The organism is Kribbella rubisoli, assembly GCF_004217145.1.
Lineage (GTDB): Bacteria > Actinomycetota > Actinomycetes > Propionibacteriales > Kribbellaceae > Kribbella > Kribbella rubisoli.
The window spans coordinates 1,118,056-1,140,580 of record NZ_SHKR01000013.1 but is presented as its reverse complement, the minus strand read 5'-3'; the positions used below and the strand labels follow the sequence as shown (position 1 = coordinate 1,140,580).

Here is a 22,525-nt window from a genome sequence, read left to right as displayed (position 1 = left end):
AACGCTCGACTGGGACACCCCAGCCGAGCGTTTGCGTGATCTACTCACCACCTAGAAACCAAGGCGGTGTTGCAACGACCCCTTGAAACCGCCCACCAGTGCGGCCTTCTCGGCGTCCGACGTAGCGATCGACAGCAGCTCACCGGACCGCAGCCCGGTGCGGTGACCGCGTGGGTCCAGCACCCGCTGCGCGATCTCCAGCCGGAGCAGGTGTGTCTCGTACTCGATCGCCCACACGACCTGCCGCGCACCGGTCTTCCAAGCGTTCGACAGTACGGCGAACAGCACGACCATCATCAGCACACACCACAGCAGCGGCTCGACGCGTCCTGTCGACACGGCGCGATCCACGAACACACCGATCGCCACCGGCACGGCCGCTTCGGTCGCCTGATGCAACGACAGCACCAGCACGCCCGCGATCATCCTGCCCCGATGCCGCCGGACCGCCCGCCTCAACAACTCCCCAGTGGACATAGTTAGGCAACCCTAACCGAGGGCCGCCGATTGACACCCGACGAAGTCCGCCGTACGGTCTCGCGTTAATAGGAAACTTTCCTAACAGTTCGCATATTCAGCGCGGCGAGTACCCGCGGGCGGCGAAGGGAGGCAGGGTTGGCTCATGGCAACAACACCCGGAACGCCGCGCCTGCTGCGCGCGATGAACGACCGCGCCGCCCTGGATCTGCTACTCAGCCAGGGACCGCTCTCCCGCACCACGCTGGGCAACCTGACCGGTCTGTCCAAGCCGACTGCGTCCCAACTGCTCGCGCGGCTGGAGGCTGCCCATCTGGTCCGCCCGAGCGGCACCACGGCAGGCCGTCCCGGCCCGAACGCGCAGCTGTACGAGATCAACGGCGGCATCGCGTACGTCGCGGGCCTCGACGTCACACCGGCCCGGATCCGGGCGGCCGTCGCGGACCTGACCGGCAAGGTGGTCGGCGAGTACGAGCTGGCCACGCCGGGCCGCAGCGCCAAGGGCACCGTCGACCGGGTGGTCAAGGCGATCGAGGGCGCAGCCGGCGAGGCGGGCCTGAATCGCGAACGCCTGCACCGGGTCTCGATCGGTACGCCGGGCGGCTTCGACCCGACGACCGGCCGGCTGCGGTACGCGACCCACCTACCCGGCTGGCACGCGCCGCACCTGCTCGAGGAGCTGGCCGCCGCGATCGCCGTACCGCTGGAGGTCGAGAACGACGTCAACCTGGCCGCGATCGCCGAGCAGCGCATCGGCCACGCCCGCGAGCACGACAACTTCGTGCTGCTCTGGGGCGAGGAAGGCATCGGCGCCGCGATCGTGATCAACGGCCGCCTGCACCGCGGTGCGACCGGCGGCGCGGGTGAGGTGGCGTTCCTGCCGCTCCCGGGTACGCCGCTGGTCCGCAACGTCGGGCGCAACAACGCCGGCGGTTTCCAGGAGCTCGCCGGTGGCGAGCCGGTCCTGGAGCTCGCCCGCGAACACGGCCTCAAGGCACGTACGGCGGAAGCCGCGATCGCGGCCGCGCTGCAGACCGAGGGCGCGGGCGACGCCGTACTGAAGGAGTTCGCGCACCGGCTGGCCGTCGGTCTGGCCGCGGTCGTCGCAGTCGTCGACCCGGAGCTGATCGTGCTCGCCGGCGGTGTCATCACCGCAGGTGGCGAACGTCTGCGCGGCCTCGTCCAGGACGAGCTCGCCGATTTGGCCGTACCGCGGCCGCAGCTGCTGATGACCGCGATCAGCACCGATCCCGTGCTCTCCGGAGCACTGCAGTCCGCACTGAGCACGACCCGCGACGAGGTCTTCGACACCGCCGGTCCACCTGTCACCTAGGAGCCACAGCATGAAACTCACAGTCGTTGGTGGCGGGTCCACCTACACGCCCGAGCTCGTCGACGGCTTCGCCCGGTTGCGGGACACGTTGCCGGTCTCGGAGCTGGTGCTGGTCGACCCGGCGGCGGACCGGCTCGAGCTGGTCGGCGGCCTGGCCCGCCGGATCTTCGCAAAACAAGGGCATGCCGGCCGCGTGATCACCACATCCGATCTGGACGCGGGTATCGAGGGCGCGGACGCCGTACTGCTTCAGCTGCGCGTCGGCGGGCAGGCTGCGCGTAACGAGGACGAGACGTGGCCGCTGGAGTGCGGCTGTGTCGGCCAGGAGACAACGGGCGCCGGTGGTCTCGCGAAGGCGCTGCGGACCGTGCCGGTCGTGCTGGACATCGCAGAGCGAGTACGGCGTACCAATCCGGACGCCTGGATCATCGACTTCACCAACCCGGTGGGGATCGTGACCCGTGCGTTGTTGTCGCACGGGCACAAGGCCGTCGGGCTGTGCAACGTGGCGATCGGGTTCCAGCGTCGGTTCGCCGCCATGCTCGGAGTCACGCCGGAAGAGGTGTCGCTGGACCACGTGGGGTTGAACCACCTGACCTGGGAGCGCGCGGTCCGCGTCAACGGCGAGGACATGCTGCCGAAGCTGCTCGCCGAGCACCTGGACGAGCTGTCCGAGGACCTGATCCTGCCGGCCGACGTCGTACGCGAGCTGGGCGTTGTGCCGTCGTACTACCTGCGTTACTACTACGCGCACGACGCAGTGGTGAAAGAGCTGCTCACCAAGCCTTCTCGCGCCGCAGAGGTCGCAGCTCTCGAGAAAGAGCTGCTGGACATGTACGCCGACCCGAAGCTCGACGAGAAGCCCGCACTGCTCGAGAAGCGCGGCGGCGCGTACTACTCCGAGGCCGCTGTCGCACTGGCGTCGTCACTGCTCAACAACACCGGCGACGTGCAGGTGGTGAACACCCTCAACAACGGCACGTTCCCCTTCCTCGCTGACGATGCTGTCATCGAGGTGCCTGCCACAGTCGGCGCAGAGGGAACGACGCCGGAGCCCGTCGCCCCCCTGGAGCCTTTGTACGCCGGACTGGTCGCGCACGTCACGGCGTACGAGGACCTGGCGCTGGAGGCCGCTGTGAAGGGTGGATCCGAGCGCGTGTTCCGGGCACTGCTGGCACATCCTCTGGTCGGGCAGATCTCGCTCGCACAAGAGCTGACCGACAAGCTGCTTGCGCACAACAAGGCGTACCTTCCGTGGGCGCGCTAGTCCCGGGCGGAGTCCTCGCCTTCGACGCCGGCAACAGCAAGACCGACGTCGCACTGGTCGCCGCAGACGGGACAGTGCTCGGTACGGCGCGTGGCGGCGGATTCGAGCCGCAGAAGCTAGGGTCTGTCGCTGCAGTGGCCGGACTGGAGCCGCTGGTGCGGGCAGCCGCTGCAGAAGCCGGACTGCGCCTCGGCGACGTACCTCTGGTGCAGCAGATCTCGGCGTGCCTGGCGAACGCCGACCTGCCGATCGAAGTCGAGCAGTTGACCACTGTCTTCGAGGAGTGCGGCTGGGCGGAGTCGGTGTACGTCACCAACGACACGTTCGCGCTGCTGCGTTCCGGAGTAGACGAACCGCGTGGTGTGGCAGTGGTGTGCGGTGCGGGGATCAACTGCTCCGGGATGTTGCCGGACGGACGGACCGCTCGCTTCACGGCGCTGGGCAAGCTGACCGGCGACTGGGGCGGTGGTGCGCAGCTGGCCGAAGAGGCGTTCTGGTCGGCGTCGCGCGCAGAGGACGGCCGCGGTCCGGCGACCGCACTGCTCACCGCGCTCCCGATGCACTACGGGATGCCGTCGCTGGCCGCGCTGATCGAGGCGTTCCACTTCGGCGACATCCCGGCCGAGCGGCAACTGGAGGCCGGGCCCGTGCTGTTCCAGGTCGCGGCCGCCGGCGACACTGTTGCCTTGGGCATCATTCAGCAACAGGCCGAGGAGATCGTCGCGATGGCAGTCAGCGCGCTGCGGCGGCTCGAACTGCTGGGCGAGCACGTCACCGTCGTACTCGGCGGTGGCGTTCTGACCGCGGGACACTCCGTTCTGCTCGACCGCGTCACGCGTCTGCTCGCCGAGGTTGCTCCGAAGGCGGTCCCGCGTGTGGTCGACGTACCGCCGGTAGTAGGTGCAGCGTTGCTCGGTCTGGACCATACGGCTGCTGGGGCAAGTGCACAGGAGCGGTTACGCGCAGCCTTTGCGCCGCCACCGGCTGCTTGACACATTGCAGCCCTGTTTCATTGGCCAGTAATGCAAACTCCCGCGTGTGATGTGGCGTCCCACGAGTAGGACCACATCCACTCGGGAGGTCGATGATGATTCGAAGGATCATAGGTCTGGGCGGTACGACGGCACTCGCGGTGAGCGCGCCATTCGTTCTCACCGCGGCCGGAGCGCCGGCCACCGCAACCACGACGACGGCCAGCTGTAGCCGGCTTGCGTCTGCGACGAACATCTCCGCGGCGGCCTACGCCGACCGCTTGGTGCGGGCGTGGGGCAGCGGTGCGACCGCAACCGCCAACTGCTACGCGTCGACGGCCGTCACCCGCACGCTCTACGGACAGGCGTTGCCTGGCGGCATCCACTGGCGCCGGGTCTCGACCGAAGGCGCCGCAGGGACGATCTACGTGACGTACCACGACGACGCTCGCGGCGGGAACCTCACGATCGGCGTACAGAACGTCGGTCTGCGCGCGGCGAACGGCTGGCACGCGGCGTACACCGCGAAGTTCAGCGGCGAGCCGCAGGCCTGGAACGCGGTCCAATGGTCGGACAATCTGGTTCGGGCCTGGGGACGCGGCGACACGAAGTGGACTGCGTACTACGCGACGCCGACCGCGGCCGCACAGCTGCACAAGGTCGCCGCGAAGGGCGGAGCGCACTGGACGCGCATCTCCACCGAAGGCGCGGCCGGTACGACGTACGTGACGTACCGGAACGACGTCACCAAGCACACGCTGGTGATCGGTGTTTCGAACATCGGGCTGTCCCAAGGCGACGCGCACGCGGCGTACACGGTGCAGTACCGCTGATTGCTTGAGCTCGTCCCGTTGAGGTGTAATCATGATTACATGAGTACACAGACTGAGCAGGAGAAGGTGCGGGGCTGGCTGACCGGGCGGTTGCCGGGCGACTGGTTCGAGGGTGAGACCGAGCTGTCGATCGACCGGGACGAGATCCTGATCGTCGGCCGGATCCCCGCACCCGAGCAGAGCAAGGACGTGAGCGACGCCGAGCGCTCCTCCGCCGAGGCGGGCCGGGTGAAGCAGTTCCGCGAGGACACCCGCGACCACCGGATAGAGATCGCCCGCGAGCTCGAGCACGCCACCCGCCGCAAGGTCGCCTGGGGCGTCCGCTGTGGCGAGACCAGGACCATCTTCACCTCACTGTCCGCGCCGGTGATGACCCGCCTCCGCCAGCCCGAACGCCAGGTCCTCGACACCCTCGTCGACGCCGGCGTAGCCCGCTCCCGCAGCGACGCCCTCGGCTGGTGCGTCAAACTGGTCGCCCAGCACAGCGAAACCTGGCTGTCCGACCTCCGCGAAGCGATGCGGAAGGTCGAGGACGTTCGCGAAGCCGGGCCTGACGCCTCGGAGAGCTGACAAGGGACGGGCGGCAACCCGGTAGGATCGCCGCCCGCCTTGAGGAGAACTACTGCGGATTTACTGCCCCGACTGCCAGTTACCGGTGGGCTGGGTCCCGTTGGAGTAACCGGCGCTGTGTGCGGCCGGGGGCTGCTGGGGCGGCATGGGCTGCTGATAGCCGTTGTCGTAGCCGCCTTGAGCCGGGTACGACGGCGTACCGCTCATCGGGCTCTGGTCCGCGGTCGGCTTCATCATCTTCTCGCGGTCGAACAGGTTGGCCAATGCGCGGCCGGCCATCTCGCGGCCCCCGAGGCCGAAAGCAAGACCGAGGGCGAGCGCGGCGCCGGCGAGCACGATCAGCAGCGTGTTGCCGGTCAACTGAACCGCGATACCGAGCTGGGTCAGCGCGGCGAACGCGGCGTACACGAGGATCGCGTACTTGCCCACCTTGGCGAGCGTTTCGTTGCCGGTGGCACCGCGGATGATCGCGGCCAGGAAGTTCGCGAACAGCGCCGCCAGGCAGATGATCACGATCGCGGCGAAGATCCGCGGGATGTAGCCGAGCATGTTGCTCATGAAGTTCGAGATCTCCGGCACGCCGAGTGCGGAGGCGAACATCGTGAAGCTGATCAGGAACACGAACCAGAACACGACCTTGCCCAGCATCGCCGAAGCGGTCAGCCCCGTGCCCGACCGTTGCAGCACACCGGAGACGCCGGCTCTTTCCATCCAGTGGTCGAAGCCGACCCGGCCGAGGAGCTTGCCGACGAGTTTGCCGAGCACTTTGGCTACGAAGTAGCCGACCACCAGGATGACCAGACCGCCGAGCAGGTTCGGGATGAACGACAGCAATTTGCTGAAGGCATCTTCGAACGGCCCGGTGAAGTCGATCGCTAATGCGGACATCGGGACTTCCTTCCGACTTGGCCCGCATCCGCTGTCGCGCAGCACTGCACACGACCCCGGCACACGGGCGGATGCAGTGGTGTCCAGTATCACTCGTACCCTTGGTTGCGCAGGGCAAACAGCCCGGTACGGCGGGTCCCCCTAGGAAAAGTGTTTGCATAAGTTTGAGATGCTGCGACCATGCCCGAAACCGTGATCCGCCGCGCCACCGCCGCCGATGTCGGCCCGATCGTCGCGATGATCGCCGACGACCAGCTCGGCGCCACCCGCGAGTCCCTCGACGATCTCACGCCGTACCTGGCCGCCTTCGAGCAGATCGATGGTGATCCCAACCAGTTGCTGATGGTTGCCGATCGCAACGATGAGGTGATCGGCACGCTGCAGCTGACGATCATCCCCGGCCTGTCCCGCCGAGGCTCCACCCGCGGCCTGATCGAAGCCGTCCGGGTCGCCGCACCCGCCCGCGGCTCGGGCCTCGGCACCGAGCTCATCCGATGGGCCATCGAAGAATCCCGCACCCGAGGCTGCACCCTGGTCCAACTCACCTCGGACAAAACCCGCACCAACGCCCACCGCTTCTACGAAAACCTGGGCTTCACAAACTCCCACGAGGGCTTCAAACTCAAACTCCAGTGACGCTGCTCGCCGGCGCAGCCCAGGTGTTGCAGCCGCTCGGTCCCCTCGCCTTGAACGCCTGCCGCAGCCAGTGGTCGAAGTTGATCGAGTCCGCCGCCCCACGGTCGTAGCCGGGATGCCCGTAGTGCGAGAGCCGTTCACCGCGGATCCGGAATGTCTTCTGATTGGCGCCGAAGAAGGCAGCGGCGAAGCAGTGCGCCTGCATCTCGCTGCGGTTCTCCTCGACCTTCTCCGCGGCGGCCCCGTCGGCGGCCCCGTAGCGGGCGCCGTAGTCGTCGGCGATACCGGTCAGCCACTGCACGTGATGGCCGTACTCGTGGGCGATGAGCCACTGCACCGACGCTGCGGTGTCTTCCTGGGTGGCACCCGGGACGACGTACTCCGGCCAGTTGAAATAGATGCCTCGGTTGGAGTCGCAGTACAAGCCGTAGTACCCCTTCTCCATCGGGCCGCAGGCAGTCTTGGTGCCAGGCGGAGATGGGTAAACGGCCTCCGGTGGGACGAAATCGAAGCCTGCGCGGGTGACGATCGGCCCCCAGCCCTTGTTCAGGCACGAAACGAACGCGGTGGCGTACCTGATCATCGCCTGCTGGTTCGAGAGCTTGGCGGTGGGCAACGAACAGCTGACGGCTGTGACCTGCCCGGCGCGGTACAGCGGGTTGTACAGCAGAAACTCGTCCTTGATCGGCGCCGGCTCAGCGACCGCTCGCGCGACGGGAGTCCGCGGCGGTGCAGTCGGCGCAACGGTCGGTGTCGGTGCGGCGACGTGCGGAGTCCCGTCCGGCGTACAAGCGCCTGCGAACAGCACGCAGAGGGCGGCTGCGGCGGCGAGGGCGGCGCGTTTCGGCGTACCGGGCATTTCAGCTGACTCGCTTTGCTGGGGCGGTGAAGGTGTTGCAGGAGGCAGGGGTGGTGGTGGCGAAGGCTCGGATCGTCCAGTAGCCGTGGTTCTTGCGGGAGCCGTGGTCCCGGACCGTGCTGTATTCGTCGCCGACGTGCTGGACGATCGAGCGCCAGAGGGCGAGACGGCGGCCGGACAGGGAGAAGGTTTGTTTGTTGGCGCCCAGGAACGCGGCGCCCAAGCAGCTCGCCTGCAGTTCCTTGCGGCGCATGACCTCGAGCTGGCCGGCCTCGGACTTCCCGCGCATCAGTTCGTTGTACAGCGTGAGAATGCCGACCGACCGCTGGACGTGATGGCCGTACTCGTGCGCGACGAGCTGCTCGAAGTCGATCAGGTTCTCCACCGGATCGCCCGCCTCGAGGAACTCCTCCCACTCGATGCAGATCTTCCCGGTCATGCCGCTCCAGTGGTAGAACGCGTCGGAGTTCGCCGGCGGGTCCAGGCACTCCGGCGTGGCCTTGGGGTGGCGCACGCTGTAGGCGAAGACCTCCGGCGGCACCAGGTAGGCGTCGGACTTCTCCACCATCGGCGCCCACGCCTTGTCCATGCACGCGACCAGCACCTTGGCGTACGCGACCATCCCCGCCTTGGACGTCAGGTCGGGCCGCGGCAACGAGCACCGCACCGCCGGCACCTTGCCCGCGGTGTAGAGCTTGTTGTGGATGACGCCGTCCGCGAGGTCGATCGAGATCGGATCCGACGGCGTGCTCACCACCGCGACCGGCGTCGGCGTGGGGGTTGGCGTCGTCGTCGGCGGCGCCGGTGCGGCGACAGTCGGCGAGCTGTTCGACGCACAGCCGCTGGCCAACAGCACGCACAGCACGACGGCTACCGCGAGAGGCAGGCGTTTCATGTGACTCGCTGTGCGGGGACGGCCCAGGTGTTGCAGGCGGATGGTGACTTGGCTTTGAAGGCGGCTTCGGCCCAGGCGGTGCTGCTCCTGCGCGATCCGTGGTCCGGTGTGGATGCCGGTGGGTCGTCGTCGCCGGAGTACGCCGCGTCCCGGTACGCCTGTAGCTTCGCGTCGTACAGGTCCAGGGTCTGCTGATTCGCACCGAGGAACGCGGAGGCGAAACAGGACGCCTGCAGTTCGTGCCGGCGCATCTCCTGCAGGCCGAGCGCGCCCTTCACGCGTTCCGAGCGTTCGTCGTAGTACTCCGAGATTCCGACCAACTGCTGCACATGGTGACCGAACTCGTGCGCCATCGTGAACTGGAGGTACACCCCAGCCCACTCCCGGTCGTACTCGTTGTCCTCGACGAACTCCTGCCAGTCGAGATAGATGCCGGAGCCGTCCGCGCAGTAGAAGCCGCCGACCTCCTTGGTGAGAATCCCGCAGCGGGTCTTCGAGCCCGCGTTGACGGCGTACACCTTTGCGGAGGTGAACTCGACGTCCGAATGCTCGACAACTGACTTCCAGGCTCGCTGGAGACAGCCCAGGACCGCACTCGCGTACTGCTGCACTTCCTTTCGCGTCCTCAGCTCGATCTGTGGCAGCGCACAGGTCACCGCCGGAACCGGACCCGCCGAGTAGATCTTGTTGCGGACCAGGTATTTCTTCTCCAACGATCGGTACGTCGGGGTCGGTGCCTTCGGCGGAACCCGTACGGTCTTCGGCGCAACCGGTGCCCGGCTGGGTTTTGGCATCGGCGTCACCAGCGGGGCCGTCGCGGAGGGCGTCGTCGCAGTCGGTGTTGTCGTGGTCCGTGGTGTCGTGGAGGGCGTCGGTGCAGCGGCAGGCGCACGCGACGGCGCACACCCGGCCAACACCAAAGCCGACGCGACCAGCGCCACCGCCGGACCGCGGCGCATCAGCTCACCTTGGCGGCGGGTGCGGTGAAGGTGTTGCAGGAGGCAGGGCTGGCGGACTTGAAGCCGGGGTCGGCCCAGGCCCAGTTGTTCTTGCGGGAGCCGTGGTCGCGCAGCTTCTTCGTGCTGTACTCGTCGCCGGAGTGCTGCGTCTCCCACTGCCAGACGTGCAGCTTCTCGCCGGACATGCCGAGCGCCTTCTTGTTGGCGCCGAGGAAGGCGGCGCCGAAGCAGGTCGCCTGTAGCTCCAGGCGGCGGGACCACTCGAGCTTCATCGCCTTGGAGTTCGTCCAACCCTCGCGGGAGGTCTCCGCGGTGAGCATCTCGGTCATCTCCTGGACGTGGTGGCCGTACTCGTGGGCCATCGTGTCGAGCATCCAGACCCGGGCACCCTCCGGGCTGTTCTTGTAGTAGGCGAGGTCGTTCTTCCAGCTGATGTTGATGCTCTCGTCGTAACCGCAGTAGAACGCCGTATCCGACTCACCGGTGCAGGTGTCCTCGGACGTGGCCTGGCTGGTCTGCAGCCTCAGTTTCGGCGCCCGGAAGTCGTACCCGGCCCGCTTCACCACCGGCTCCCACGCCTTGTTCAGGCAGGGCAGCAGCGCCTGGTAGTACCGCAGGATCGCGGACTGCGAGTCCGGCTTGATCGCGGGCTCCTTGCAACTGACCGCGGCGACCTTGCCCGACGTGTAGAGCTTGTTCTTCTGCAGGCGAACCATGTCCGGGATCCCCGGGACGGTGACGGTGACCGTCGGGTCCGGGAGGGTTGGGATCGGGAGCTGGGGCCTTTTCACCGACGGCTGTGAGAGTGGGTTGTCGACCCTGGTGTCGTAGGAGTTGATCAGTTTGAAGCCGGCGACGGTGGCGCCGGTGAGCATGACGAGGACCAGGGCGGCGAGGCCGGCGATCACGCGGCTCGAGTAGTGGCGGGGTGGCTTGACCGGCGGTGGTTCGGTCGAGAACTGCGGTACGCCGCGCGACGGGTTCTTGTGCCAGCCCGTCGGCCGTTGCCCGCCGATCCGGCGAGTGCCGGTGAGCGGCGGCAGCGGGGCGCCGGTGAGCGGTGCGACCGGCGGGCCGCTGTACTCGCTCGTGGTGCCGGGTTCGGTCGGGATCGGACGGGCCTTACGGCGTACCGGGGCGTCGTCCAGCGCGACCGAGCGCGCCTTCCCGAGGCCGTCGGGATGCCGGCTCTTCAGGATCAGCGGACGCGACCCGGCGGCCGGCTCCTCGCTGCCGCCGGGCAGGAAGTGTCCCGGCTTCGGCGTACCGTCCTCGGACTCAGGCATCGGCCATTCCCATCTCGCTCAGCTGACCTTCGCGGATGCAGCGACGAAAGTGTTGCAGCTACCCGGGTTGGTTGTCGCGAAGCCCTGGTTCATCCACAGGCCCAGGCTCTTGCTCGAGCCGTGGTCGGGGGTCTTGTCCTTGGTCTTGTCGTCGCCGCGGCGCTGGATCAGCCCGTTCCACTGGTTCAGCAGTTCACCGCGCAGCGGGAAGCTGTTCTTGGCCGCGCCGAAGAACACCGCACCGAAGCAGTACGCCTGCAGGGCGGCCCGCCGCTGCTGCTCGAACTGCCCGGCCTTGTTAGCGGCCGTGTCGGCGAGGTTGTCGGCCGCCTCGGCCATCCCGGTCAGGTTCTGCACGTGGACGCCGTACACGAAGGCGAACGACTGCGCCATCTCCGCGCGGGTCTCGGCCTTGTGCTTCGGGTAGTCCTCGACGATCTTCTGCCACGGCATCGTCGCGCTGCCGCCCTGGTCGTCCTGGCAGTACAGCGCGAGGTCCTTCTGTACGCCGCACGCCGTCTCGTCACCCTCGTTGTAGATGATCAGCCGCGGCGACCGGAACTCGAACCCGGCCTTGGTCACGATCGGCTTCCAGGCCTTGTCCATACATGCCGTCAGCGCCTCGTAGTACGAGCGGACGTTCTCCATCGAGGTCGGCCGGAACGCGGGCTCCTGGCACTTCACCACCGGCATCGCGCCGACCGCGTAGATCGCGTTCTTGCCGACGATGTCGGCGTCCGGCGTACCCTTCCCGACCGGCTCGGTGGTCGCCGGCCCGCCGGTCGGCTTCACGGACGGCGTCGCGATCGGGTTCACGCTGAACTTGTCGGACGAGAACACCTTGACGGCGAACGTCACGCCGCCGCCGACGAACAGCAGCGCGGCGACCACCATCAGCGCGACCAGGCCCTTCGAGCGCCGTTTCGTCGGGTCGAACGGGATCGGCTGCGGGTGGAACACCTCCCGGTACGCCGCGGCCGCACGGTCGTCGGCCGGCGGCGGACCGAGCCGGCTGCTGGACAACGTCGTACGGCGGGGGTCGATGCGGGTCCCCTGCAACTGTGGCGGGATCGGTGGGGCCTCACCGCCGAGTCGCGGCGTCGGCGCGGCCAGCGGCCCGGCCGGCGGTGCCACGTTCGGTCGCTGAACGTCCGTCGAGCCCTGCTGCTCACCCTCGCCGCCAGGCAGGAAGTGACCAGGCTTGGGCGCCGGCTTGTCGGCCATGACTTCCCCGCTTCTCCCCAGTACCGGCCGCACGCCGGTCCCACCCATCCACCAGAACGGCCGGAACACCCCCAGTGCCGGCCGACGGCTGATGTTACGGCCTGGACCACCTTGCCGAAAACCGAGTTGCAGCTATTGACATCGTTTCGCGACCGTCACCCCCTGGACAGTCCTGCCCGAAGGGGCATCTCGGATCAGCGGCGGCCGTGGGCCAGGAAGTGGAAGCCGGCAGAGATGAGGTTGGGGTCGGACTCCACCTGGCGGGCGAGGAGGACGGCGGATGGGAGGCGGCCGTCGACGGCCTCAGGTGGGGTGTTCTGGAGGATGTTGGCGGCGGGGCCTTCGACTCCGAGGACCTCGACGTCGGTGAGGCCGGCGCCGGTGAGTTCGGCGGCCAGTTCGCCGGCGTGGTGGAAATACGCGACGGTGAAACCGGACTTGCCGTCGTTGCGGCCGGAGGCGAAGGCTTCGGTGAAGAAGTGGAGGTTCTCCGGGCTGAGGTGGCCGTTGCTTCCGGCTTCGATCAGACCGCCGTACCGGTTGATCCCGGCCGCGATGACCAGGCCGCCAGGGCGTGTCACCCGGCGCGCCTCGGACAGCGCCTGGGCACGGTCGGACGCCTCGACCAGGTGGTAGAGCGGACCGAGCAGGAGCGTGACGTCCACGCTCGCGTCGGCCTGCCGCAGGTGGCGGGCGTCGCCGACCTCGGCGCTGAACGTGCCCACGGTCGCCGCCTGCTCGACGTGTTCGACGACCGGATCGACCAGCGTGACCCGGTGACCGTCCTCGGCGAGCCAGCGCGCATGGATCCCGGTCGCGCCGCCGACATCGAGTACGTCGGACGCGGGCGGCAGCCATCGGCGGAGCAGCTCCTGGGTTCGCACGAACTCCAGGCGGCCGTGTCCGGACCGGATCAGCCGGTCGTCCTCGACGTACCGGTCCCGGTAGAACTCATGGATCAACGGATCAAGATCAACCATTCACCTACTGTGCCGCCCGAAAATCCCGAGCACATCCCGTTTTCCCACCGCTACCCTGTGCGCGTGGTGGAGCTGAAGCACGAGGACTATCCGCGGGCCAACGGGTACGACGCCGAGTGGCTGCTGTCCGGCGACATGGGCCCGAATCCCCTGTGGTTGCTGGAGGATCTCGCCCGCGAGCTCGACCTGCGACCCGGCATGCGAGTGCTCGACCTGGGATCCGGCAAGGGCGCGACCTCAGTCTTCCTGGCGAAGGAGTACGGCGCACAGGTGTGGGCCGCGGACCTGTGGATCGACCCGACCGACGCCGCCGCCTACATCGCGCCCCAGGACGGGGTGGTGACGCTCAAGGCGGAGGCCCACGCGCTGCCGTTCGCGAAGGGCTTCTTCGACGCGATCGTCTGCATCGACGCGTACGAGTACTTCGGGACCGCGGACAACTACCTCGCCTACATCACGAGCTTCCTCAAGCCGGGCGGTCAGTTCGGAGTCGCGACTCCGGCGATGACGAAGGAGGTCCGCGAGCTCGGCCAGATCCCGGAGCACATCAAGAACGTGGTCGGCTGGGAGGCGCTCGCCTGGCACACCGCGGACTGGTGGCGGTTCCAGTGGGAGATCACCGATCTGGTCGACGTCACCGCGGCCCGGCTGCAGGAGAACGGCTGGTCGGACTGGCTCAGATGGTCCCGCGCGGTCGCGGAGTACCGGGACGAGCGACGCGACGGCTCGCTCGACATGCTCGAGACGGATCAGGGCGAGTATCTGACGTTTGCGATCCTGGCGGCCCGGAAGCGCTGAGCGCCTGGCATGCTGGGGGCATGAGCTGGGCTGTCTATGCGGTGCGCGGGCCAGGAGGCGTACGTCGCCTCGACGACATGCCGATGGATTACGAGCCGCCATCGGTCGGTACGGCGACCGACGTGGTGGCCGCGGTCCGGGAGGTGGTGCCGGATGTCGACACGAGCAAGCCGTCCTGGCTGGCGCTGCGAAGTCCGGACTACGACGTCGAGATGACGATCGGCAAGGGTGTCGAGGTCCGCGACATCACGTTCTATCTGAACGACGGCCCGCGGTCGATCCCGATCGTGATGGAGATCAGCCGCAAGCTCGGCGTCACGCCGTACGACACCGAGTCCGGTGACTTCCTCACCGAGGAGTCCCGGCCGCCCGTCCCGCCGCCGATGACGCCGGACGAGATCAAGATGAACAAGCCGAAGTGGTGGAAGCTCGGCCGGAAGTAACCCGGCCGGTCAGGCCGGACGGGTGGCGACGAGGACGCCGATCTTGTTGATGCGGTGTTCGGGGTTGCCGAGTTCGTCGTGCCAGTAGTTGCCTGCGGCGTGGTCCTCGATGGTCGCGCAGGTTGAGATGGTGATCATCGCTTTGGTCGGCCGGGCGCCCGGCTTCCCAGGTACGGCAGCGTTCTGCTGCGCCTTCTCGGCCGGCTTGCGGAACGAGATCGTCATCGTCCGACTGACCACGTAGTCGTACACGGTCCTGCCGGCGGTAATCAGGATGTGGTCCCCGGTCCGGAGCTCAGGCACGTGCTCCAACGGGCGTCCGTGGCTGACGCGATGCCCGGTGATGATGAAGTTCCCGATCTCGCCAGGGCCCACCCCGCCGGCCTTCCCGCGCGGACTCGCCGCTACTCCCCGATCCTGGATCTTGGTCCCCGGCCGGTCGTCCGCCGTGCCCACATAAGCCACCACCCGCAAACCACGCACCCCGGCCGCCGGAATCGTCATGCTGACCGGCCCGGCCGCAGGCGGCGGCTTCGGCGTACCAGGAGGCGGCGTACTTGGCCGCTTCGTCGGAGTGGCCGACGGCGTCTCAGTGGCGGTTGGCGTGGGCGAAGGCCCACCGGCTGGAATCGTGTCACTACACCCAACCAGCGCGCACAACAGCAGGACTATGCCCAGCCTCACCATCCGAAGGTAAGGCACCCCACCGAAAACCGCCCGAAATCCGTCGCTTCAGTCCAGCAGGGTGAGATCTGCCGGTCCTAGCTGGAGTACTCCGGATGTCAGCGGCGTCGTGCGGATCCCGCCGTGTCCACGCAGCGCCTTCATCGCACCTGGGGCGAGGACCGAGTCCATCCACGCGCACGGGTTGGCCGGACGGTTGGCTTGGAAGGTGATCGGGCCGGTCCCGGAATCCAGCGTAAAGCGGCGCCCGGCGACGCGGGAGCCGTCGGGCCCGCGATGGGCCGCGAGGGAATCGATCGGGAAACCGCGGAGGGTGATGTTGCGGCGGGTGAGATGTGGGTCGAGCGGTTCGGACAGCCCGAGCACCCGGACCACCTCGTCGAGGGACGCAGCGTCGATCACCGTGATCGCAGCATTCTTGTGGATCTGCTGGCCGTAGTACCTGTCGCCGACAATGCCCAGCCCGGCGCGCACCTCGATCGACGTACGAGCGACCGGCTCAGGATCCGGAGGCGGTCCGTCCATCGGCCGGCCCTCGAAGGCGTGCTGGCGGGACACGACGAACGCAACGAGCTCGACCAGCATGGGAATCACCCCCAGGTGAGTGGATCGAGCAGACGGAAGAACTCCAGGCGGCGCGAGTCAGGCTCCGGGAGCCCATACGCGTCAAGGAAGGGCGCCGGGTCGGCAGACCATTCGTCGTGGAGCTGGATCACGGCGAGCGCCAGATCGGAGTACCGGTCAGCGACGCCCAGCCGGCCCAGATCGATCAGCCCGGTCACTTCCAGCGTCCGAGGATCGAAGAAGATGTTCGGTAGGCAAGCGTCGCCGTGGCACACGACAGGCTCGAGGACACTCTCGACATAGGGGCTCTCAGCAACTACCCGGGACAGCAGCTCGGACGGCTGAAGCAGTCGCCATTCGTCGGTCAGGAAGTCCGGGTTCACCGCATCCCGGCGTACGACGTCCGCCGCGGAAGCGATCACCGCCGCCAACGGCCGCTCGAACGGGCAATCGGTCAACGCATGCAGATCTCGCAACGCCGATCCGAAGCTCCGCATCGCCGCACCGTGCGCCGAAGGCGGAAGCGCGTCACCAGGCACGCCAGGTACGGCGGACGTGAGCAAGCAAGCGCCATCCGAGGACGACTCGAGCCAATCGACGACCACGGCGCCGGGCATTCCAGTGCCCGCGAGCCAAGCAACCCGATCCCGCTCAGCGGCCAAGTCCGCTACGCCGGACGCCCCGCAGCTTTTCGCGAAGACGTCTCCCAGCCGGTAGACCGTCGCATCGGACTCGCCGACGTCCACCAAGGTCCAGTCATCAGCGCGCGGCGGTAGCAATTCTCTCCCTGGTGTGCTCGAGGATCGCGGTGACCGGACGGCCGGTCACCAGGTTGCCATCAGCAACGAATCCTTCCTCACGGCCGGTCAGCGACTCGATCAGCCGGTCCCGCCACAATGCCCGCAACTCAGGATGAGACGCAACCAGATTCCGCAGCTCCTCCGGATCCTCCACCAGGTCGAACAGTTGCTCCACCCCACGCCCCGACCCCCACACGTACTTCACTCGCCCGTCCGTCACCCACTGGATCGACTGCCCGAAATGCAGATGCTCCCCGTGCAGCCACTCCCGCACCGGCACAGACGACCCGCGCAAGAACGGCGCCAGCGAACATCCGTCCACCGACGACGGGATCGGCACACCCGCCAGCTCCAGCAAGGTCGGCATCACATCCCGCAACTCGACCACCTGATCGACCACACCGCCGCGGGTAGCATCTGCAGCCGACGCTCGATCAGCGACGATGAACGGAACATGCGCCGACCCCTCATAGGGGACCGACTTCCGGAACATCCGATGGTCGCCCATCATCTCGCCGTGGTCGGACGTGAACGCGATGATCGTGTCGTCGTACACCCCGAAGTCGACCAGCGCCTCGCGGATCCGGTTGACCTGCAGGTCGATCTGCGCCATCAGCCCGTAGTACCCGGCCCGCGCTCGATGCACGACCCGGTCCGGCAGATCCCCGATCGATGCCTGGTAGTCCCCGTCCCGCCGGAACTCGTCCCAGTCGCTCTCCCAATCACCCAAGGAGCGCTCGTACGGCGGCAACGCGTCATACCGGTCGAACGCCCACGCCGGAGGATCGTACGGCGGATGCGGCCGATGGAACGACAAGTACAAGAAGAACGGCTTGGTCGGATCCCGCCGATACAGCCAGTCGATCGTAGACGTCCCGATCCACGACGTCGGATGAAGCGACTCGGCCTTGTCCCACGGCCGCGCCACCACCGAGTTGCAGTTCACGCCGTGGTCGAAGTACTCCGCATCCGGCGAAACCCCCGGCTGCCTTCGCAACCACGGCACGTAGTCGTCGAAGAACCCGAACTGCTGCCGATACTCCCGCCGCGAGTGATGCAGGAACCCGTCATGCAGTACGACGTCGTCGAACCCGAGCCGCGCCCGCTCCGGCCACACGTGCATCTTCCCGATCGCCTGCGTGTGATACCCGGCCCGCCGGAACTCGCCCTGGATCGTCACCGGATGTGCGGCATCGAAAGGTACGCCGTCCGTGTAGCCGACCCGCCCGTGCCGCTCCTGCGACTGCCCGGTGAACAACGCGACCCGAGCCGGCACACAAGTAGGCGTCGCCGAATACCCCCGGCTGAACCGCACCCCGCCACGCGCCAACTCGTCCAGATGCGGCGTCTCGACGTACGGGTGGCCCGCGCACGACAGCGCGTCACCCCGCCACTCGTCGACACAGATCAGGACGACGTTCGGCTGAGTCATCCCCGGGACGACTCGCGCACGATCAACTGCCATGGGAAGTCGAACACCTCACCGGGTGCACCCTCTCGATCGGTCAGCCTGCTCACGATGATCTTCGCCAGCGCGTCATTGAAGTCGACCGGCCCGACCGTCGACAACGACGGGTCGAGATGCTCGCCCTCCGGCGTGTTGCCGACGCCGACGATCGCCAGCTCCCGCGGCACGTCGATCCGCAGCCGATGCGCTGCTCGTACGGCGGCGATCGCGGCGAAGTCAGTGGTGCAGTAGATCGCTGTCGGCCGATCCGGCTTGGAGAGCAACGCCATCGCTGCCCGGTACGCACCCTCGGGATGCTGCTCGAACACCTCGATGTCGTCGTCCCGGATCGGCTTGCCGGCGGCGCGCAGGGTGTTCAGATAAGCGTCGAAACGCGCGAAGCCCCTGGTCCGTGACGTCAGCGCGCCGACCCGGTCGTGATGCTCGAGCAAGTGCTCCACTGCGAGATGACACCGCGGCTCAGCACCCGAGCGGATCACGTCGAAGCCCTCCGGCTCGAGCGTCTCGCTGAACGCGACGATCTGTACGCCCTGAGCCGCAAACGCCTCCAGTTCAGCGATCTGCGACGGATCCGGCTTGACGCTGTCGATGAAGATGACGTCCGGCGTCCGGTTCGCCAGCACGTTGCGCCAGTCTCCGTCGGCCACGATGAGGGCGGTCTTGCCGAGCGGAGTCACCGCCGTACTGACCGTGGCCGCGACCGCCTGCGACCACGGGTCGGCAAGCACACTGAGCGAGAGCAGGACCAGGTCCGACTTCCCGGTGCGGATCGCGCGTGCCGCGTCGTTGCGCCGGTACCCGAGCCGCGTGGCCGCCTCGCGGACCCGGTCCGCGGTCGTGTCCTTGATCGTGTGGCTGCGATGACGTCCGGACAGCACGTAGGACACGGTCGCGACCGAGACACCTGCCTCCTTCGCCACCATGCGCAGCGTCGGCCGATCGGCCGCAGGTGAGGACATAGGACGATTGTCGCAGATCAGCCTTTGACGGCGCCTGTGATGACGCCCTTGGTGAAGTGGCGTTGCAGGAACGGGTACACCATGGCGATCGGGACCAGTGCGACCACGACGACGGCCATCTGCAGGGACTGCGGTTGTGACGGCGGATGTACGCCGAGCTGGTCCGCGGACAGCGACTTGCCCTGCAGCACGTACGTTCGCAGGATCACCTGGACCGGCCACTTCGACGTGTCGTTCAGGTACAGCAGCGCGTTGAAGAACGCGTTCCAGAACCCGACCGCGTAGAACAGCCCGACGACCGCGACCACGGCCTTCGACAACGGCAGCACGATCCGTCGCAGGATCGTGAAGTCGCTCGCGCCGTCGATCCGCGCGCTCTCCAGCAACTCACCCGGCACATTCATGAAGAAGGTGCGGAGGACAACGAAGTTGAAGGCGCCCAGCGCCCCGGGCAGGATCAGCGACCACAGGCTGTCGAGCAGCCCGAGCTGCTTCACCACCAGGAACATCGGGATGATCCCCGGCGCGAACAGCAAGGTGAACAGCACCATCAGCAACACCGGCCGTCCGAACAGCACCGGCCGCGAGGTCGCGTACGCCAGTGCGATCGTGACGGCGAGCGCGATCGCCGTACCCACGAGCGTGACGAAGACGCTGACCAGGATCGCCCGTCCCATCAACCCGCCGCCGAACAGCGTTTGGTACGCCTTGAACGTCGGATGCGACGGCCACAGCACATACCCGCCGGCGTCGATGATGTCGCGATCGCTGGCCAGGGACGTCGAGATGACGACCAGGATCGGGATCACGATGACCAACGCGAAGCCGCCCAGCACCAAGGCCTTGATCGCCTGGTACCCGGGAGAGGGACGTTCTTTCCAGATGGGTCTCATGCGCCGCGCCTTTGGAAGATCCCCGGCTCGCCGAGCCGATGGGCAAGTGAGTTCGCACCCCACAACAGCAATGCCCCGACCACGCCCTTGGCCAGGCCGGCCGCGGCGCCGCTACTCCAGTCGCCGCCGACCACGCCCGCGTAGTACGTGAACGTGTCGAGTACTTCGGCAGCCCCGGGGCCGACCGAATCGCGTTGCAGGATGAACTGTTCGAACCCGACGCTGAGGATGTCGCCGATCCGCAGGATCAGCAGCAGCACGATGACAGTGCGCAGCGAGGGCAGCGTGATGTGCCACATCCGCCGCCACCGCCCGGCGCCGTCCGCCGCAGCGGCTTCGTACAAGGACACATCGATGGTGGTCAGCGCCGCGAGGAAGATGATCATCGCCCAGCCCGCGTCCTTCCAGACCAGCTGTGCGACCACGAGCAGCGGGAACGTGTCCGGGTTGGTCATGAACGGGATCGGGTCCAGCCCCGCGTGCCGAAGCAGGTTGTTGATGAACCCCGCGCCGCCGAGCGACTGCTGGAACAGCGTCACGACCAGCACCCAGGACAGGAAGTGCGGCAGGTACGCGATCGTCTGGAACCAGCGCCGGAGCTTGTTGCTCACCAGCGAGTCGACGATCAGCGCCAGCCCGATCGGCACCGGGAAGAACAGCAGCAGTTGTACGGCGGCCAGCAGCAACGTGTTCCGCAACGCGTCCCAGAAGTCCGGGTTGTCGTAGAGGTTGACGAAGTTCTGCAGGCCGTTCCACTCGCTGTGCATGATGCCGAGGTACGGCTGGAAGTCCTGGAACGCAACGACGTTGCCCAGCACCGGCAGGTAGAAGAACACCAGCAGGAAGACGACGCCGGGGATCATCAGCAGCACCATCTGCCAGTCCCGGCGCCACTTCGCCGCCAGCGGCAGGCCCACCTTGGCCTGCCGCTTCGGAGCACTCGACTTCAGCATCACGAGCCTGTGACCGGCACGCTCGAGGGCAGCACGGCCGCGAACTCGTCGCGCATCTTGTCACCGCCGCCGGACTTCCAGCGCTTCAGCGCCGCGTCGTAGGCGTCCATCTTCTGCCGACCGGTGACGATGTCGACGATCGTGTCCCGGAACGCCGCGGTCAGCTTCGGACCGAGCTTGCTCGACGTGTCGGAGTACGTGCCCGCGGTCGGGTTCCGCATCGCGTACTTGAGCAACTGCTGCTCGGTCGCGTAGACCTTCTTGGTGTCGTCGGGGAACGCCGGGTTGAAGATCACGCTCTCCGGCGAGTTCATGATCTGCAGCGCGCTGACCAGACCGGGCGCCTGCGTGTTGCCGGCCTTGGTGAGCACCGGGTTCTTGCCCGCGTCCAGCTCGTACTGCTGGCCCTCGACGCCGAAGTTCTTGATCAGGTATTCCTTGGTGCCGAACGGCGCGGACAGGTAGTCCATCAGCGCGAGCAGCTCGCGGATCCGGCCCTCGTCGGTCTTCTTGAACGGCGTGAACCCGACCGTGCCGTAGCCCATGTCGTAGGTCGGCTTCGCCTTGCCGTCGTGGCCGAACGGGATCATCGTGTCCACGAACAGCGTCGGGTCCAGGTTCCGGAAGTCGGAGGTCGCCCGCGGACCGACCGTCACCTGCGCGGCGATCTGGCCGTTCACGGTCTTCGGCGTGGCGTCGGCGAGGTTGAGGTCCGGGTAGAACACCTTCGCCGCCCAGAGCTTCGCGGCGTACTCGACAGCGGCCTTGTAGTTGTCGGTCTCGTAGAGGTAGGTGAGCGACCGGTCCTGGTTCACCCGCCAGCCGTTGGGAGCGCCGAACCACTCGCCGAACATGTGCAGCATGTTGATGATCGCGGGCTCGAGCGCGTAGTTCGTGCCGTTGCTCAGCTCCTTGCACTTGGCAAAGAACTCGTCCGCGGTCGCGCACTGCAGGCCGCCGACCTTCGCCCAGGTCTTCGGGTTGCCCATCATCACCTGGCCGAACGGCGTCGACGGGATCGGCGCGCCCCAGATCTTCCCGTTCACCACCGCGGTCCGCCAGGAGGCCGGCTTCAGCGCGGCCAGGTTCGGGTACTCCAGCACCGCGTCACCGGACAGGTACTTCGTCAGGTCCTGGAACTTGGCCTCGAGCATCGGGCCGATGTTCGGGATGCCCTGGTTCGGCGGCAGCCACATCAGATCCGGCAGCGAGTCGCTGGCCAGCAGCGTGGCGAACTTCTCCGGGTAGCCCGGGTCGGTGCCGATGGTCAGCTTGAGCTCGCCGCCGAGCGCGGAGTTCAGCGCCTGCCACATCGGGTTGCTGCCCATCGGCGGCGGAGGCGTCGCGAACGTCTCGGTCAGCGCGGTCACCGCGCTCTTCAGCGGCGGCGCCTTCACGCTCGAGATCGCGTCCGCCGGGAACTTCAGGAACCCGGGCTCCAGGCCGGACTCGGCCCCGGGGAAGTCCGGATGCAGACCCTCGAAGGGCTTGTACGTCGGGAGCGTGAGCTCACCGGACGCCTTCGCGCCGCCGCTCGACGCTCCACCGTCACCACAAGCCGCCAGCGTCGTCGAGGTGGCAATCGCCGCACCGGTTACCTGCAAAAACCGTCGCCGACTGATCATAGTTGCTCCAAGTTTCGAAGAAGTGCTCACTAACACTCACTTAAACGTTAACCCGGACCGTAAACCTCTGCCGCCCCTGGATGCAAGGCATGAGACAAAAATGAAGCCGGCGACCGCGGGCTCGAGAACCCGCGGCCGCCGGCCGTCGTCGGTGTTTCAG

24 protein-coding genes are annotated in these 22,525 nt (G+C 67.3%); 8 read left to right on the top strand and 16 right to left on the bottom strand.

What is annotated here, in order from left to right; genetic code table 11:
- Nucleotides 1–51: 51 nt before the first annotated feature.
- Nucleotides 52–477 carry a hypothetical protein gene (locus tag EV645_RS25630; protein WP_242000639.1) on the bottom strand — a complete coding sequence of 142 codons (426 nt, stop codon included), beginning with the start codon at nucleotides 475–477 and terminating at the stop codon, nucleotides 52–54.
- Nucleotides 478–622: 145 nt separating this feature from the next.
- Here EV645_RS25630 and EV645_RS25625 point away from each other — a divergent pair, with 145 nt between their 5' ends.
- The 5 genes from EV645_RS25625 (at nucleotide 623) to EV645_RS25605 (ending at nucleotide 5,451) form a co-directional block, all read left to right on the top strand.
- Nucleotides 623–1,810 (top strand): ROK family transcriptional regulator, encoded by a 1,188-nt coding sequence (locus EV645_RS25625; RefSeq protein WP_130446480.1) that lies wholly within the window; start codon nucleotides 623–625, stop codon nucleotides 1,808–1,810.
- 10 nt (nucleotides 1,811–1,820) lie between these two features.
- Nucleotides 1,821–3,077 carry a 6-phospho-beta-glucosidase gene (locus EV645_RS25620; protein ID WP_130446479.1) on the top strand — a complete coding sequence of 419 codons (1,257 nt, stop codon included), beginning with the start codon at nucleotides 1,821–1,823 and terminating at the stop codon, nucleotides 3,075–3,077.
- Entirely contained in the window at nucleotides 3,065–4,069 is a 1,005-nt protein-coding gene (locus EV645_RS25615; RefSeq protein WP_130446478.1) for an N-acetylglucosamine kinase, read from the top strand. Before EV645_RS25620 ends, EV645_RS25615 begins: the two co-directional genes overlap by 13 nt.
- A 92-nt stretch (nucleotides 4,070–4,161) precedes the next feature.
- Nucleotides 4,162–4,881 carry a hypothetical protein gene (locus EV645_RS25610; protein ID WP_130446477.1) on the top strand — a complete coding sequence of 240 codons (720 nt, stop codon included), beginning with the start codon at nucleotides 4,162–4,164 and terminating at the stop codon, nucleotides 4,879–4,881.
- A gap of 39 nt (nucleotides 4,882–4,920) precedes the next feature.
- On the top strand, nucleotides 4,921–5,451 hold the full coding sequence (locus EV645_RS25605) for a hypothetical protein (protein ID WP_130446476.1): 531 nt from the start codon (nucleotides 4,921–4,923) through the stop codon (nucleotides 5,449–5,451).
- A gap of 60 nt (nucleotides 5,452–5,511) precedes the next feature.
- Here the strand turns inward: EV645_RS25605 and EV645_RS25600 are convergent, their stop codons facing one another.
- Nucleotides 5,512–6,339 carry a mechanosensitive ion channel family protein gene (locus tag EV645_RS25600; protein WP_130446475.1) on the bottom strand — a complete coding sequence of 276 codons (828 nt, stop codon included), beginning with the start codon at nucleotides 6,337–6,339 and terminating at the stop codon, nucleotides 5,512–5,514.
- Nucleotides 6,340–6,519: 180 nt separating this feature from the next.
- On the opposite strand from EV645_RS25600, the gene EV645_RS25595 reads away from it, so the two are divergent.
- Complete coding sequence (locus EV645_RS25595) at nucleotides 6,520–6,975, top strand: GNAT family N-acetyltransferase (protein ID WP_130446474.1); 456 nt, start codon at nucleotides 6,520–6,522, stop codon at nucleotides 6,973–6,975.
- On the opposite strand, the gene EV645_RS25590 is transcribed toward EV645_RS25595, so the two are convergent.
- The 6 genes from EV645_RS25590 to EV645_RS25565 all read right to left on the bottom strand — a co-directional run bounded on the left by EV645_RS25590 (nucleotide 6,962) and on the right by EV645_RS25565 (nucleotide 13,178).
- On the bottom strand, nucleotides 6,962–7,834 hold the full coding sequence (locus EV645_RS25590; RefSeq protein WP_130446473.1) for a neutral zinc metallopeptidase: 873 nt from the start codon (nucleotides 7,832–7,834) through the stop codon (nucleotides 6,962–6,964). The two genes, EV645_RS25595 and EV645_RS25590, sit on opposite strands and share 14 nt — an antisense overlap.
- Nucleotide 7,835: 1 nt before the next feature.
- Nucleotides 7,836–8,729: a neutral zinc metallopeptidase gene (locus EV645_RS25585; RefSeq protein ID WP_130446472.1), complete on the bottom strand. Its 894-nt coding sequence runs from the start codon at nucleotides 8,727–8,729 to the stop codon at nucleotides 7,836–7,838.
- Nucleotides 8,726–9,688, bottom strand: coding sequence for a neutral zinc metallopeptidase (locus tag EV645_RS25580; RefSeq protein WP_130446471.1), 963 nt, complete (start codon nucleotides 9,686–9,688; stop codon nucleotides 8,726–8,728). Before EV645_RS25580 ends, EV645_RS25585 begins: the two co-directional genes overlap by 4 nt.
- Nucleotides 9,688–10,974 carry a neutral zinc metallopeptidase gene (locus EV645_RS25575; protein ID WP_130446470.1) on the bottom strand — a complete coding sequence of 429 codons (1,287 nt, stop codon included), beginning with the start codon at nucleotides 10,972–10,974 and terminating at the stop codon, nucleotides 9,688–9,690. The genes EV645_RS25580 and EV645_RS25575 overlap by 1 nt, the downstream gene beginning before the upstream one ends.
- An 18-nt stretch (nucleotides 10,975–10,992) precedes the next feature.
- Entirely contained in the window at nucleotides 10,993–12,198 is a 1,206-nt protein-coding gene (locus EV645_RS25570) for a neutral zinc metallopeptidase (RefSeq protein ID WP_130446469.1), read from the bottom strand.
- A gap of 194 nt (nucleotides 12,199–12,392) precedes the next feature.
- On the bottom strand, nucleotides 12,393–13,178 hold the full coding sequence (locus EV645_RS25565) for a class I SAM-dependent methyltransferase (RefSeq protein ID WP_130446468.1): 786 nt from the start codon (nucleotides 13,176–13,178) through the stop codon (nucleotides 12,393–12,395).
- 63 nt (nucleotides 13,179–13,241) lie between these two features.
- Here EV645_RS25565 and EV645_RS25560 point away from each other — a divergent pair, with 63 nt between their 5' ends.
- Nucleotides 13,242–13,976, top strand: coding sequence for an SAM-dependent methyltransferase (locus EV645_RS25560; RefSeq protein WP_242000638.1), 735 nt, complete (start codon nucleotides 13,242–13,244; stop codon nucleotides 13,974–13,976).
- Between the two features lie 20 nt (nucleotides 13,977–13,996).
- A complete protein-coding gene (locus tag EV645_RS25555) occupies nucleotides 13,997–14,419 on the top strand; it encodes a hypothetical protein (RefSeq protein WP_130446466.1) in 423 nt (140 codons plus the stop codon).
- 9 nt (nucleotides 14,420–14,428) lie between these two features.
- Here EV645_RS25555 and EV645_RS25550 read toward each other — a convergent pair whose 3' ends face one another.
- From EV645_RS25550 to EV645_RS25515, 8 genes are all read right to left on the bottom strand, one after another.
- Nucleotides 14,429–14,923 carry a class E sortase gene (locus tag EV645_RS25550; RefSeq protein ID WP_198681834.1) on the bottom strand — a complete coding sequence of 165 codons (495 nt, stop codon included), beginning with the start codon at nucleotides 14,921–14,923 and terminating at the stop codon, nucleotides 14,429–14,431.
- Nucleotides 14,924–15,151: 228 nt separating this feature from the next.
- Entirely contained in the window at nucleotides 15,152–15,688 is a 537-nt protein-coding gene (locus tag EV645_RS25545; protein WP_130446464.1) for an MOSC domain-containing protein, read from the bottom strand.
- A 5-nt stretch (nucleotides 15,689–15,693) separates the two neighbouring features.
- Nucleotides 15,694–16,413, bottom strand: coding sequence for an aminoglycoside 3'-phosphotransferase (locus EV645_RS25540; protein ID WP_242000652.1), 720 nt, complete (start codon nucleotides 16,411–16,413; stop codon nucleotides 15,694–15,696).
- Between the two features lie 13 nt (nucleotides 16,414–16,426).
- The gene (locus EV645_RS25535) at nucleotides 16,427–17,932 is read right to left on the bottom strand and encodes an arylsulfatase (protein ID WP_242000637.1); all 1,506 of its coding nucleotides are present in this window, start codon (nucleotides 17,930–17,932) and stop codon (nucleotides 16,427–16,429) included.
- The gene (locus EV645_RS25530; protein WP_198681833.1) at nucleotides 17,896–18,894 is read right to left on the bottom strand and encodes a LacI family DNA-binding transcriptional regulator; all 999 of its coding nucleotides are present in this window, start codon (nucleotides 18,892–18,894) and stop codon (nucleotides 17,896–17,898) included. Before EV645_RS25530 ends, EV645_RS25535 begins: the two co-directional genes overlap by 37 nt.
- Nucleotides 18,895–18,911: 17 nt before the next feature.
- Nucleotides 18,912–19,787 (bottom strand): carbohydrate ABC transporter permease, encoded by an 876-nt coding sequence (locus EV645_RS25525; protein WP_130446462.1) that lies wholly within the window; start codon nucleotides 19,785–19,787, stop codon nucleotides 18,912–18,914.
- Nucleotides 19,784–20,740, bottom strand: coding sequence for an ABC transporter permease (locus tag EV645_RS25520; protein ID WP_130446461.1), 957 nt, complete (start codon nucleotides 20,738–20,740; stop codon nucleotides 19,784–19,786). The genes EV645_RS25525 and EV645_RS25520 overlap by 4 nt, the downstream gene beginning before the upstream one ends.
- Nucleotides 20,740–22,365 (bottom strand): type 2 periplasmic-binding domain-containing protein, encoded by a 1,626-nt coding sequence (locus EV645_RS25515; RefSeq protein ID WP_130446460.1) that lies wholly within the window; start codon nucleotides 22,363–22,365, stop codon nucleotides 20,740–20,742. The genes EV645_RS25520 and EV645_RS25515 overlap by 1 nt, the downstream gene beginning before the upstream one ends.
- Between the last annotated feature and the right edge of the window lie 160 nt (nucleotides 22,366–22,525).